A 12,670-nucleotide genomic window follows, 5' to 3' on the forward strand; every position below is an offset into this window, starting at 1 on the left:
GCGCGAGCATGCGGTCAGTATGCCACGGCGCCTGACCGAAGAGGTCCCACCCCCGCCCCGTTAGAATCGGAACCACAGACCCCCGCCCGACCACCAGAAGGCACCCCGTGTCATCAGCGAACACCGCTGCCGCCGCCCCCGACACCGTCCTGGTCGTCGACTTCGGCGCGCAGTACGCCCAGCTCATCGCCCGTCGCGTCCGCGAGGCGCGGGTCTACAGCGAGATCGTGCCGAGCACCATGCCGGTCCAGGAGATGCTCGCCAAGAACCCCGCGGCGATCATCCTCTCCGGCGGCCCCTCGTCGGTCTACGAGGAGGGTGCCCCCCGCCTCGACCGCGCGCTCTTCGAGGCCGGCGTGCCCGTCTTCGGCATGTGCTACGGCTTCCAGCTGATGGCGCAGGTCCTCGGCGGCACGGTGGACAACACCGGCGCCCGCGAGTACGGCCGCACCGACCTGCACGTCTCCCGGACGTCCTCCACCCTCTTCGAGGGCACCCCGGCCGAGCAGCACGTGTGGATGTCGCACGGCGACGCCTGCTCCGCCGCCCCCGAGGGCTTCTCCGTGACCGCGTCCACGGACGTCGTCCCGGTCGCCGCCTTCGAGAACGACGAGAAGAAGCTCTACGGCGTCCAGTACCACCCCGAGGTCATGCACTCCACGCACGGCCAGCAGGTGCTGGAGCACTTCCTGTACCGCGGCGCGGGCCTGACCCCGTCCTGGACCACCGGCAACGTGATCGAGGAGCAGGTCGCCGCGATCCGCGAGCAGGTCGGCGACAAGCGTGCGATCTGCGGTCTGTCCGGCGGCGTGGACTCCGCCGTCGCCGCCGCCCTCGTCGCGCGCGCCATCGGCGACCAGCTGACCTGCGTGTACGTCGACCACGGTCTGATGCGCAAGGGCGAGACCGAGCAGGTCGAGAAGGACTTCGTGGCCGCGACCGGCGTCAAGCTGGTCGTCGTCGACGCCGAGGAGCGCTTCCTGACCGCGCTCAAGGGCGTCTCGGAGCCCGAGGAGAAGCGCAAGATCATCGGCCGGGAGTTCATCCGCGTCTTCGAGCAGGCGCAGGCCGAGATCATCGCCGACGCGGGCCCGGCCGTGGAGTTCCTGGTCCAGGGCACCCTGTACCCGGACGTGGTCGAGTCCGGCGGCGGCACCGGCACCGCCAACATCAAGTCGCACCACAACGTCGGCGGCCTCCCCGAGGACCTTGAGTTCCAGCTCATCGAGCCGCTGCGCAAGCTGTTCAAGGACGAGGTCCGGATGGTCGGCCAGGAGCTGGGCCTGCCGGACGAGATCGTCCAGCGCCAGCCCTTCCCGGGCCCGGGTCTCGGCATCCGCATCGTCGGCGAGGTGACGAAGGAGCGTCTGGACCTGCTCCGCGACGCCGACGCCATCGCCCGCGAGGAGCTGACCGCGGCCGGCCTGGACCGTGACATCTGGCAGTGCCCGGTGGTCCTGCTCGCCGACGTCCGCAGCGTGGGCGTCCAGGGCGACGGCCGCACCTACGGTCACCCGATCGTGCTGCGCCCGGTCTCCTCCGAGGACGCCATGACCGCCGACTGGTCCCGGCTGCCCTACGACGTCCTCGCCCGTATCTCGACCCGCATCACCAACGAGGTCCGGGACGTCAACCGCGTCGTCCTCGACGTGACCTCGAAGCCCCCGGGCACCATCGAGTGGGAGTGACCGGCTGACTCCCACGGCTCCTACGCGCGCCTGACCGTGCGCAGGGGCGCACCGGGCTTCCAGACCTGGAGGACGAGATACCGCTCGTCCTCGACGTAGGTCCGCACGACCTCCGTCAGCTCGGTACGGAAGAGGTGGAACGGCTCCGGCGGTTCCGCCTCTTTCGCGTATCCGGACTTCCGCTCGCCCTCGACCTCGTACGCCCGGCCCGAGATCCGTACGTCCCCGCCGCCCATCTCCGTGCCCTCGCCCGGGTTCGCCTGGAGCGCGAAGCGGGGATCGCGCAGCAGGTCGAGGGCCTTCAGCGAGCGGTCCATCATGCCGAGCCACAGCTCGCCGCCACGGAAGTCGGTCTCCAGCCCGGAGGTGCGCGGCGAACCATCTTTGCGCACGGTGGCGAGCACATGATGCCGGTGGGCGCGGAAGCGCTCCTCGGTGATCCGGGCCAGTTCGGGTTCGGCGGAGGCGAAGGCCTCCCAGTTCACGGACGTCATACGCGACAGTCTCACCGGTAAACCGGACAACCTCTGTCGTGTATTCGCTGCGTACGTCATCTTTACAAAACGACTCTGCCCTTTTGCGCTGACCGCGGGTAACTTCCGGCCCAGACCGCAATCCAGCGCTGGAGGACCTATGCACGGGCCGACCTCGCCCCTGCCGCTGCCCACCGACCAGCTCCGCTTCGCCATGCCGCCGATGCACGACTCGGCGGAGGACGAACGCCGGCACCGCAAGGAGCGACTCGCCGGGGCCCTGCGGGTCTTCGGGCGCAGCGGATTCGAGGACGGGGTCTCGGGCCACATCACCGCACGCGACCCGGAGTTCACCGACTGCTTCTGGGTGAACCCCTTCGGCATGCCGTTCAAGCACGTCACCGTCAGCGACCTCGTCCTCGCCAACCAGGACGGGCAGGTCATCGAGGGCCGCTACCACGTCAACCAGGCCGCGTTCACCGTCCACGCCCAGGTCCACGCCGCGCGCCCCGACGTCGTCGCCGTCGCCCACTGCCACTCCGTGCACGGCCGCGCCCTCGCCGCGCTCGGCGAGCTGGTCGACCCGATCACCCAGGAGAGCTGCGCCTTCTACGAGGACGTGGCGCTCTACGACGCCTACAGCGGCGTCACCGTCGACGCCGAGGAAGGCCGCCGCATCGCCACCGCCCTCGGCTCCCGCAAGGCGCTCGTCCTGCGCAACCACGGACTGCTCACCGTCGGCGACTCGGTGGACGCGGCCGCCTGGTGGTTCCTGTCCATGGAACGCTCCTGCCAGGTGCAGCTGATGGCGAAGGCGGCCGGCCGCCCGGTCCTCATCGACCACAAACTGGCCGTCGCCACCCGCGAACAGCTCGGCGGCGACCTCGTGGCCTGGATCAACTACCAGCCGCTGTGGCAGGACATCAGCCGCAGCGAACCGGACCTGCTCAGCTGAACTCCCCGAGCACGACCGCCTTCGCCGACGCGAACTCCTCGCCGGCCGAGTCAACACACAGGCCCTCACTTCACCCGCCCTGACCCGGTCCGACAAGCCCGGACGGCTCGCCGTAGGGCACAATTCGCTGACGAAGCGGGGGAGTTGTGCGGCGACGAGACGGCCTGCCGAGGGGCCGCCGGCCGTGTCGACAAGTCGTGGGGAAGGCGGGCGTCCGGCGTGGCGGTGCAGGAGGCGAGACAGGACACGGGTGCCGACGGGACCCACGAGGGCGGTTGCACCTGCGAGGACTGTCCGCACGGCGCCCGCGAGGGGCACCGGCGGGCCGTCGCCGCGTTCCTGCGCCGACGGGACGAGTTCGCCGCGGGGCAGGGGCTGCCGGCAGGCGTGGCGCACTCGGCCTCGGCGTCCCGCCAGTGGGTGTCGGAGGAACTGACCCAGCGCGCGGAGGCCGTCGCGGAGCGCGGCCGCGCCGAGGGCGAGGCGTGGGTCGCCGGGCTGTGGCTGCTCACGGTGGTCGCGGTGTGGGGCGGCGTCGTCGCCCTCCTGCTCGGCGAGGCGCTCACCGCGATCGGTGCGGGCTGGACCACCGCCCGCACCGCGGCGCTGCTCGCCGCGCTCGTCGTCGCCGGCGCCCTGACCACCGCCGGCCGGCTCCACCGCGCCCGCGGCGGAGCGCTCGCCCCGGTGATCGGCGAGGACAACCGGATGTCCACCTCCCGCACGGTGGCCGCCGCCTGGGTGCTGTTCGTCGGCTACGCCGTGCTGCTGCTGGCCGCCCGGCTCGCCGCCGCCTCCGGCCACGCCGAACGCGACGCGCTGATCTCGGGACTCGACCTCGCGCGCGGCACGGGCGTGGTGACCGTCCTCGGCGTGGTGTGCGGCATCGCCGTCCTGGTCCGCCGCGTAGTGGCGCTGCGCATCCTCGCCCAGCGGCTGCAGAAGGTGCCGGCCCACCGGCCGCGCGCCGCCGACCTGCTCACCGACGACTCCGGCCGGGGCGCTTTCAGCGACATCCAGTACGCCGTCATCAGCGCCGTCGCCCTGGTGTTCGCCGCCGTACGGCTCGCCCGCCGGCCCGACCAACTGCCCGATCTGCCCTGGGGGCTGGCCGTGATCGTGCTGATCTCGGCCGCCACCTACCTGGCCGGCAAGTACGCCGAGGGCGGCCGCCCGGTCGTCCTCTCCGTGGTCCGCGCCCGCGAACCGGGCGACCTGGACGGGCCGATCCGCACCGGCGACGACATCGAGATCCGCGGCGCGGGCTTCGTCCCGCCCGGTGCCCGGACCGCCGACCGGCTCTCCCGGATGGTGGTCCGCATCGGCACCGTCGACGTGCACGTCCCTCTGATTCCCGTCACGGGTGGCTTCCGCAACCCCACCGACACCGTCCTGACCGTCCCCGTACCGGTCGAGGTCGAGCCGGGCTCGGTGGAGGTCCAGGTGGTCACCGCGGCCGGGGTGGCGACCAACCGGTACACGGTCCGGGTGACGGAGTGACCCGGACCGCTGCCGCGTCACCGTCATGTCTTCCTTCCTCCCTTCCTTTCGTCCTTTCGCGCTTTCACATGCCCGCTTCGCACAAGCACCCGAATTCCGGAAAAACCTCCGGGAGGGGATTGAACCGGCCCTGACTGTCGTACGTATCGTCGAGTGAGGGGTGGGACGGCGGGCGAGAGGCGGCTGGCGACGATGACTCACGGCATGCGCACGGACACGCACATGAACCGGCTGAACGGCCCCCGCGGCTGGCGGGACACGGCCGCCCACTACGCCCTGCTCCCGCTGCGCGTCTTCCTCGGCGTCACCTTCATCTACGCCGGCCTGGACAAGCTCACCGACAGCGCCTTCATGAAGTCCGGCGGCACCGGCTCGGTCGGCGACATCATGCGCGCGGCCCGCGACTCCGCCGCCGTCCCGGCCCTGATCGACCTGGCCCTGAAGAGCCCCGTCGGCTTCGGCTACGCCATCGCCTTCGGTGAACTGGCCGTCGGCATCGGCACCCTGCTCGGCCTGCTCGCCCGGCTGGCCGCGCTCGGCGGCGCGCTGATCTCGCTCAGCCTGTGGCTGACCGTGAGCTGGGCGACGACCCCCTACTACTACGGCAACGACCTCGCCTACCTGATGGCCTGGCTCCCCCTGATCCTGGCCGGCGCCCCCTACCTCTCCGTGGACGCGCTCTGGCGATCCCGACGACGGCAGGGCGGATACCGGTAGGCAGGTCGGCGGCCGGCTGCCGTCAGTCGCCCTCCGTGCCGCTCCGTCTGCGTATCGCCCGGGCCACGCCCCCTGCCACAGCGGCCAGGAACAGCCCGGTCACGACCAGCGGTGCGATCGCGAACCACGGTGTCTTCCACAGCCCGCCCGCGGCTCCCGCACAGACCGCCCCTGCGGCGGTGAGGAAGAGCCCGGCGATCAGCCTCCCGGGCTGGAACTCATGACGCAGCACGGCTGACCTCCACCTGTCCCGCACCGACCCCGAGTTCGAGGTCCAGCGTGCCGGCGCTCTCGGCGCCCTTGGCCGGCGCCAGTGTCACGTTCTGAAGCCTGCGTGGCCGCACGTCCACGTCCTTCCTGTTGTCCCCCGGCAGCCGGATGTCGCCGACTCCCACCTCGATGTCCATCCGCACGGTCCCGGCCGCCGGCAGGATCACCCGCAGCTGCCCGGCTCCCACATGGGCGTTCGTCGTGACCGTCTCTCCCTCGGCCGGACGTACCCGGGTCAGGTCGAGGGTGCCCCGACCGGTGCCGAGGTCGTAGCGCGGCTGGACCTGTGCCGTCGCCGCGGGTGTCCAGGAGGTGTCCCTCCAGTGGGTGGTGATGTCCTTCGGCATGGCCGTCGCCCCGGCGAGCAGCACCGCCGTGACCAGCGCCAGGAACACCGTCCCGGCGCCCGTGCGCCCCAGGAAGGAGCTGAGCGCGAGGCCCAGGCCGAAGACCGCCAGCGCGCAGGCGAGACCGGTCTGGAGGCTGGTGCCCAGCGGGCGGGTGTCCCAGGTGAGCCCCGTGCCCAGGCCGCCCGCCACCAGGGCGAGCAGGAACACCCAGCCGCCGATCCAGCGCGGTCCGCGCGGTCTCGGGGGCGCGGCCGGCCGCGGCTGTATGGAGCCGGTGTGCGGCCACGGCAACGCGACGCGCACGTCGACGACCGAGGTCAGGTCGCGGTCGCGGGTGTCGCCGGGCCCCCACAGATAGCCCGTGCCGCCGACATGGGTGCCGTCCTTGACGATCGGGTCCCGCCACCAGGACGGATAGGTGGTGACGACCGGCGGCGCCTGGGCCTCCGGCGGGGCGTCGGCGGCGGCCTGCGCGGCGAGGGGGTCGGGGTCGGCACCGCCGCGGCGCCGCGACCAGTACCCGGCGCCCGCCAGCAGGAGAGAGAGCACCGCGGCGAAGGTCAGCACCCCGCCGTTTCGCAGCAGGGTCAGGAAGATCCCGCAGCCGACCAGGGCGAACAGCACGGCGGCGAGCGCCTGCCCGTCGACCCGGCCGGTCAGGAGCTTGCGCAGCTCGTTCTCCTCCTCGTCCTCGAACGGCACGAGGAGCCAGACGAAGCCGTAGAAGATCAGGCCGATGCCGCCGGTCGCGGACAGCACGGCCAGCGTGATCCGGAAGATCACCGGGTCCATGTCCGTCCGCCGGCCCAGGCCCGCGCACACGCCCGCGATCATCTTGTGCCGGCGGTCGCGCCGGAACCGGTCGAAGGCCGTGACGGCCTGCTGCTCCTGCTCCTCTTCCCCGGCGGGGGTGTCGGTGCCGGGGCCGGCCGCTCCCGTCTTCCGTGTCGCGGCGGGCCCGGCATCCGTCGGTCCGGTGCCCGGGGCCGGGCGCGGGCCGGGGCCGGGTCCCGGACCCGTCGCGGCGTGCTCGTGATCCGTCATGCGTCCATGGTGACGGCCCGGCCGTCGCGACGGCAGTCGGGACGACCCTGGGCGAACCCTGAATTCGGCCCTGAGAAGGGGCGGGGAGCCGTTCGACCGGCACCGGACCCTACTCGCCCGGCGCTCCCCGACCGGGTTCCGCCGAAGATCAGGGGCGTCTCGGGGGCCGACCCTGATGCCTGGCCCCGCCGGTCATGTGACCATCGTTGGCATGCCGGAAGCCGCAAGCCTGCCAGTCGACGACCCGCGGCCGCCGCGCAAGCTCTACCGCAGCAGCGACGGACGCTGGCTCGGCGGAGTGGCGCGGGGCCTCGCCGGGCATCTCGGGCTGCCCGTCATCTGGGTGCGGCTCGTCTTCGTCGGCCTGTTCATGGCCAACGGCCTCGGCGCGCTGCTGTACGCGGCCTTCTGGTTCTTCGTCCCCCTCGGCGTCGGCGGCGTCGGAGGTCACAAGCCGCCGGTCGCCGCGGAGACCGCGCCGGGCGGCCGCCGCAGACTCGTGGCCCGCAGACCGGACAAGGGCCAGATCGTCGCGCTGCTCCTCATGGTCGCCGTGTCCATGGTGTTCGTGGGCAGCGTCAATCTGACCAGCGCCGCCAAGGCGTATCTGGTGCCGGCCGTGCTCGTCGCGGCCGGTGTCGCCCTGGTGTGGAGGCAGGCGGACAACGCACGCCGGGCCCGCTGGGTCGAGGTCGGCCGCCGGCGCCGCACACTGACGCTGCTGCGCGCAGCCGGCGGTGTCCTGCTCGTCACGGCCGGTGTCTCGGCCGTCTTCGTGCTCCAGGGGTCGGCCGCCCACCTCGGCGCGGTCCTCCAGGCGGCGCTCGCCGTCCTCGTCGGCATCACGCTGCTCGCAGGTCCCTATCTGGTGCGCATGACCCAGGACCTGTCGGAGGAGCGCCTGATGCGCATCCGCGCCCAGGAGCGCGCCGAGGTCGCCGCGCACGTCCACGACTCCGTGCTGCACACCCTCACCCTGATCCAGCGCAACGCGGACAACGCGGGCGAGGTGCGCCGTCTCGCCCGCGCCCAGGAGCGCGACCTGCGCACCTGGCTGTACAAGCCGGAGGGCACCGGCAAGGACGAGGCCGACGAGCCGGACACGGTCGCCGAGGCGGTGCGGCGCAGCGCGGCCGAGGTCGAGGACAAGCACGGTGTGCCCATCGAGGTGGTCGTCGTCGGTGACTGCCCGCTGGACGACAGGACCCGTGCGCAGATGCAGGCCGCGCGCGAGGCGATGGTGAACGCCGCCAAGTACGGTGGCGAGGGCGGTGCCGTACAGGTCTATGCCGAAGTCGAGGGGAGGACGGTCTTCGTGTCCGTACGCGATCGCGGACCGGGCTTCGACCCCGACGCGATACCCGCCGACCGGATGGGCGTCAGAGAATCGATCATCGGCCGCATGGAGCGCAACGGCGGCACGGCCCGGCTGCGGGCGGTGCCCGGCGGCGGCACGGAGGTCGAGCTGGAGATGGAGAGGGCGGAGAAGACGTCATGAGCGACGCGACCGAGACGAACGGTACGACGGGGGCCGGCGCGGCCGGACGGCACGTACGGGTCGTGCTCGTGGACGACCACCGGATGTTCCGCGCCGGTGTCCAGGCCGAGATCGGCCAGACCGCGGAGACCGGGGTCGAGGTGGTCGGGGAGGCAGCGGACGTCGACCAGGCGGTCACGGTCATCACCGCGACCCGGCCCGAGGTGGTCCTCCTCGACGTCCACCTGCCGGGCGGCGGCGGGGTCGAAGTGCTGCGCCGGTGCGCGGCGTTGATGGCGGACGCCGAGCAGCCCGTCCGCTTCCTCGCGCTGTCCGTGTCGGACGCGGCGGAGGACGTGATCGGAGTGATCCGCGGCGGCGCCCGAGGCTATGTCACCAAGACCATCACGGGCACCGATCTGGTCGCCTCGATCTTCCGGGTGCAGGAGGGCGACGCGGTCTTCTCGCCGCGGCTGGCCGGGTTCGTCCTGGACGCCTTCGCCTCCACCGACGCCCCGCCCGTGGACGAGGACCTGGACCGCCTCACCCAGCGCGAGCGCGAGGTGCTGCGGCTGATCGCCCGCGGCTACGCCTACAAGGAGATCGCCAAACAGCTGTTCATCTCGGTGAAGACGGTCGAGTCCCATGTCTCGGCGGTCCTGCGCAAGCTCCAGCTGTCCAACCGCCACGAGCTGACCCGCTGGGCGACGGCCCGCCGCCTGGTCTGACCCCGACCGGCTCCGGGACCCCTGGGGGGCGCCCTCACACCACCCGGGTCGCCCCCGCGAACGGCATCAGGTCGATCGGGGCCAGCCGGACCGGCGCCGAGGGGTTGGGGGCGTGGATCATCAGTCCGCCTCCCACGTAGATGCCGACGTGACTGACGCCGGAGTAGAAGAACACCAGGTCCCCGGGCCGCAGTTCGGAGCGGGAGACGCGGCGGCCCGCGTCGATCTGGGCGTAGGTGGTGCGGGGCAGGGAGATGCCGGCGGAGCGGTAGGCGGCCTGGACCAGGCCCGAGCAGTCGAAGGCGTTCGGGCCGGTCGCCCCCCACACGTAGGGGCTGCCGAGCTTGGCGTAGGCGTAGCCGACGGCCGCCGCCGCCCGCGTGTCGGGGGCCGCGGCGGGCCCGGCCTGTGCAAGGGCGTCCCGGACGTCCGAGGCGGACCGGGAGGCACGCCCCCGGGTGCCGCCGTCGCCGGTGACCGCGGACCGCTGCCGCGGCGTGAGCCGCGCCAGCAGCCGCCGGGCCTCGCCCAGTTTGCCGGTGATCGTCGTCTTCTGACGCCGCAGCTCCGCCTGCCGGGAGCGCAACGACGTCAGCTGGACGCGCGCCGCGCCGCGCAACTGCTCGATCTCCCACAGCTGTTCGCGCACCCGGGACACGGCGGCGGCCTGCTGGTCACCGGCCCGCTCGGCGAACGCGGCGTCGGCCAGGTACCGGTCGGGGTTGTCGGAGAGGGCCAGCTGCCAGGCGGGGGAGAAGCCGCCGGCGCGGTACTGCGCCGTGGCGAACGAACCGAGCGCCTCCCGGGCCGAGTTGAGGCCGTCCTGCTTGCGGGCGGTCTCGTCGCGCAGGGCGTTGAGCCTGCGCCGGGTGCTGTCCGCCGCCTCCTTGGCACCGTCGTACTTCTCGGTCGCGGCCTCGGCCTGCTGGTACAGCGCGTCCACCCTGGCCTTCACCTGTGCCGGTGTCGGCGGGGGCTCGGCGTGCGCCGAACCGCCGAAGCCCGTCGCGGTGGCCGCGCCCGTCAGGGCGAGCGTGGCAGCGGTCCGGGCCGTGGGGCCGATCGGGCGTTGCCGGGGCTTGCGGTGCGCTGCCACCTGGACTGTCACGTCCTTCCGTGCGACTCGACACGATCCGACGGCCGAGCGGTCCGTGGGCCGTGCGGTCCGGCCCAGCGGTGCCTGCGTCCGGCGGTGGCCCGCACAGGGGGAACGGGCCGCCGCCGGACCCTTCTCGGCGGTGGTGCCCGGCCGCCGCCCCTGGCCCGGGCGGTGATGGGGAGCCGGTCACCTGGGGGAGGACGCTAGGCCGGAGTGTGACGGGTAGGTAACGCAGTGTACGGAACTGGCGTCGACAGATCGGTAGGTGACCGTACGTGATCGTGCGGCCGGTCCGGAGTCGTCCCCTTCACGTGGCGTGGTGACCGATGCGCGGAAAGCGGAACAGGCGGGAGGCGTGAGGTGCTATGGGCCGCATATATGCAAGATCCGCAGCGGTGGACGGCCGGGTGCGGACGGCTGTGCCAGGGCCCGGTGGCGAGGGACCGCATCGCCCTGATTAGGCTCCGGCCTCATGGACGTACTCATCCATCTCTTCGTCGGCCTGCACATCATCGGCATCGCGGCGCTGCTCGGCGGTTTCCTCACCCAGATGAAGGCGATGGGCCAGGGCACGGCCCGCTTCGTCCCCGGGATGCTGCACGGCGCGCTCACCATGCTCGTCACCGGAGTGGTGCTGGTCGGCCTCAACCAGGCCGGTGACCACCACATCAACACCATCAAGATCGGTCTGAAGCTGGCCCTGCTGATCGTGATCCTCGGCCTGGTCTACGTCAAGCGCGACGAGGAGAAGGTCGAGAAGGGTGCCTTCGGCGTCGTCGGCCTGCTGACCATGGCGAACATCTTCATCGCCGTCCTGTGGACCTGACGGCCGTCCCTCCCGCCGTACGGGCCGCGCGCACCGCTCCGGCGCCGACCGCGAGCCACGCCGCCACCGCCACCCACACCAGCACCCGCCCCGGCCACCGGAGCCACGGGAGTCGCACGGCGGCCGCGACGGAAAGCGTCGCAGCCGCCGTCATCCCCATCGGGAACACCGTCGACCACCGCCGTACGTCGTAGCCGGGCCGGGGCCGCGCCGCCTCGGCCGCCGGCAGGACGACGTACCAGGCCAGGTCCGGGACGCGGAGCCGAGGCGCGAGAACAGCCGGTACGCGCGCGTGGCCGGGAAACGCCGGTACGCGCGCGTGGGCACCGGTGCGGAGATCAGCCCGGGCGGACCACGCTGTGGATGATCGATTCTCCGCCGTAGTACACCGACTCCTCGCGGACGTAGGCGCCCGGCTTGGGGGCGTGGATCATCATGCCGTTGCCGATGTAGAGGCCGACGTGGCTGATGTCGTCGTAGAAGAAGATCAGGTCGCCCGGGCGCGCGTCCGCCAGGGAGACCGTGGTGCCGGCGTTCACCTGGTCGTACGTGGTGCGCGGGAGCGCGACGCCGGCTGCCTTCCATGCGGCCTGGGTCAGGCCCGAGCAGTCGTAGGAGCCCGGCCCGGTGGCGCCCCACACGTACGGCTTGCCGATCTGGGCGCGGGCGAAGGCGAGGGCCTTCTCGGCCTTCGTGTCGTACGAACCGGACGAGCCGGAGGATCCCGAGGACCCCGAAGAGGTGGAACCCGTCGAGCCCGTGGACGTGGACCCGCCGGAGCCGGACGACGACGAGCCGGACGAACTGCTCTGCTGCTTGGCCCGGGCCGCGGCCTGCTGCTTCGCCAGCTCGGCCGCCTTGCGCGCCGCCTCCTGCTGCTTGGCCTGTTCGATCTGCGCGAGTCGCGCCTTCTCCTGGGCCGTCAGTTGCGAGAGCAGTTCGCGCGCGGAGGCGAGCTTCTTCTGGACGGTCGTCTTGGCCGTCTGGAGGTCCTGCTGCGAGGTGGTCAGCGTCTGGAGGCTCTCGGCGGCCTCCCGCCGCTTCTTCATCGTGGCGGCCTGATCGCCGATGTAGGCGTCGACCGCGCTCTTCTCGCGCGTGGTCAGCCGGTTCATCAGCTGGGTCTGGTCGAAGTAGTCCTGCGGGTCGTTCGCCAGCAGGAAGGTGGCCGTGCTCGGCGCGGCGGCGCCGGTGCGGTACTGGGCCGCGGCGAACGAACCCAGCTCCTCGCGGGCCTTGTTGAGGCTGTCGGTGCGGCGGGCGACCTCCTGGCGGAGGGCGTCGACGTGGCCGCGCTCCTTGCCGGTGCGCTCCTTGGCCGCGTCGTACTTCTCGGTCGCCGACTCCGCCTGCCGGTAGAGGTCGTCGACCTTCTTCTCCACCTCCTCCAGGCTCGGCCGGTTGTGGTCGGTGCCCGGGGCGGCCTCGGCGGTCTGGGACAGCATGGCTATGGAGGTGAGGGCGGCGGTGGCGAGAGCGGGGGTGCGTATACCCGCCGCGGTGGTCCCGCCGGGGCGCGGCTTGCGGTGCGACGCCAAGGGAG

12 protein-coding genes and 1 pseudogene are annotated in these 12,670 nt (G+C 72.4%); 7 read left to right on the forward strand and 6 right to left on the reverse strand.

Annotated features, from left to right (window positions below; translation table 11 throughout):
* The first annotated feature begins 107 nt into the window (after window positions 1–107).
* Window positions 108–1,688 (forward strand): glutamine-hydrolyzing GMP synthase, encoded by a 1,581-nt coding sequence (gene guaA, locus ACFC8N_RS29100; RefSeq protein WP_356033438.1) that lies wholly within the window; start codon window positions 108–110, stop codon window positions 1,686–1,688.
* Between the two features lie 20 nt (window positions 1,689–1,708).
* On the opposite strand, the gene ACFC8N_RS29105 is transcribed toward guaA, so the two are convergent.
* Window positions 1,709–2,182 carry a pyridoxamine 5'-phosphate oxidase family protein gene (locus ACFC8N_RS29105; protein WP_356033435.1) on the reverse strand — a complete coding sequence of 158 codons (474 nt, stop codon included), beginning with the start codon at window positions 2,180–2,182 and terminating at the stop codon, window positions 1,709–1,711.
* 139 nt (window positions 2,183–2,321) lie between these two features.
* Here ACFC8N_RS29105 and ACFC8N_RS29110 point away from each other — a divergent pair, with 139 nt between their 5' ends.
* The 3 genes from ACFC8N_RS29110 to ACFC8N_RS29120 all read left to right on the forward strand — a co-directional run bounded on the left by ACFC8N_RS29110 (window position 2,322) and on the right by ACFC8N_RS29120 (window position 5,333).
* A complete protein-coding gene (locus ACFC8N_RS29110) occupies window positions 2,322–3,116 on the forward strand; it encodes a class II aldolase/adducin family protein (protein WP_356033432.1) in 795 nt (264 codons plus the stop codon).
* 219 nt (window positions 3,117–3,335) lie between these two features.
* Window positions 3,336–4,616 carry a hypothetical protein gene (locus ACFC8N_RS29115; protein WP_376291060.1) on the forward strand — a complete coding sequence of 427 codons (1,281 nt, stop codon included), beginning with the start codon at window positions 3,336–3,338 and terminating at the stop codon, window positions 4,614–4,616.
* A gap of 192 nt (window positions 4,617–4,808) precedes the next feature.
* Complete coding sequence (locus tag ACFC8N_RS29120; RefSeq protein ID WP_376291062.1) at window positions 4,809–5,333, forward strand: DoxX family membrane protein; 525 nt, start codon at window positions 4,809–4,811, stop codon at window positions 5,331–5,333.
* A gap of 22 nt (window positions 5,334–5,355) precedes the next feature.
* On the opposite strand, the gene ACFC8N_RS29125 is transcribed toward ACFC8N_RS29120, so the two are convergent.
* Both ACFC8N_RS29125 and ACFC8N_RS29130 read right to left on the reverse strand, forming a co-directional pair.
* Window positions 5,356–5,565, reverse strand: coding sequence for a hypothetical protein (locus tag ACFC8N_RS29125; RefSeq protein WP_356033425.1), 210 nt, complete (start codon window positions 5,563–5,565; stop codon window positions 5,356–5,358).
* The gene (locus tag ACFC8N_RS29130; RefSeq protein WP_376291065.1) at window positions 5,552–6,997 is read right to left on the reverse strand and encodes a PspC domain-containing protein; all 1,446 of its coding nucleotides are present in this window, start codon (window positions 6,995–6,997) and stop codon (window positions 5,552–5,554) included. Before ACFC8N_RS29130 ends, ACFC8N_RS29125 begins: the two co-directional genes overlap by 14 nt.
* 211 nt (window positions 6,998–7,208) lie before the next feature.
* On the opposite strand from ACFC8N_RS29130, the gene ACFC8N_RS29135 reads away from it, so the two are divergent.
* Window positions 7,209–8,495, forward strand: a complete 1,287-nt coding sequence (locus ACFC8N_RS29135) for a PspC domain-containing protein (protein WP_362818189.1) — start codon at window positions 7,209–7,211, stop codon at window positions 8,493–8,495.
* The gene (locus tag ACFC8N_RS29140; protein WP_356033417.1) at window positions 8,492–9,202 is read left to right on the forward strand and encodes a response regulator transcription factor; all 711 of its coding nucleotides are present in this window, start codon (window positions 8,492–8,494) and stop codon (window positions 9,200–9,202) included. Before ACFC8N_RS29135 ends, ACFC8N_RS29140 begins: the two co-directional genes overlap by 4 nt.
* A gap of 34 nt (window positions 9,203–9,236) precedes the next feature.
* Here ACFC8N_RS29140 and ACFC8N_RS29145 read toward each other — a convergent pair whose 3' ends face one another.
* Entirely contained in the window at window positions 9,237–10,298 is a 1,062-nt protein-coding gene (locus ACFC8N_RS29145) for an NlpC/P60 family protein (protein WP_376291068.1), read from the reverse strand.
* 475 nt (window positions 10,299–10,773) lie between these two features.
* Between ACFC8N_RS29145 and ACFC8N_RS29150 the strand changes: the two genes are divergently transcribed.
* On the forward strand, window positions 10,774–11,127 hold the full coding sequence (locus tag ACFC8N_RS29150) for a hypothetical protein (RefSeq protein WP_071370084.1): 354 nt from the start codon (window positions 10,774–10,776) through the stop codon (window positions 11,125–11,127).
* On the opposite strand, the pseudogene ACFC8N_RS29155 reads toward ACFC8N_RS29150, so the two are convergent.
* Window positions 11,105–11,377: pseudogene (locus ACFC8N_RS29155) on the reverse strand (hypothetical protein); the annotation flags it as partial. The gene ACFC8N_RS29150 and the pseudogene ACFC8N_RS29155 sit on opposite strands and share 23 nt — an antisense overlap.
* Window positions 11,378–11,465: 88 nt before the next feature.
* Window positions 11,466–12,665, reverse strand: a complete 1,200-nt coding sequence (locus ACFC8N_RS29160; protein ID WP_376291069.1) for an NlpC/P60 family protein — start codon at window positions 12,663–12,665, stop codon at window positions 11,466–11,468.
* Between the last annotated feature and the right edge of the window lie 5 nt (window positions 12,666–12,670).

The sequence above is a fragment of the Streptomyces sp. NPDC055966 genome (assembly GCF_042269865.1).
Taxonomy (GTDB): Bacteria; Actinomycetota; Actinomycetes; order Streptomycetales; family Streptomycetaceae; genus Streptomyces.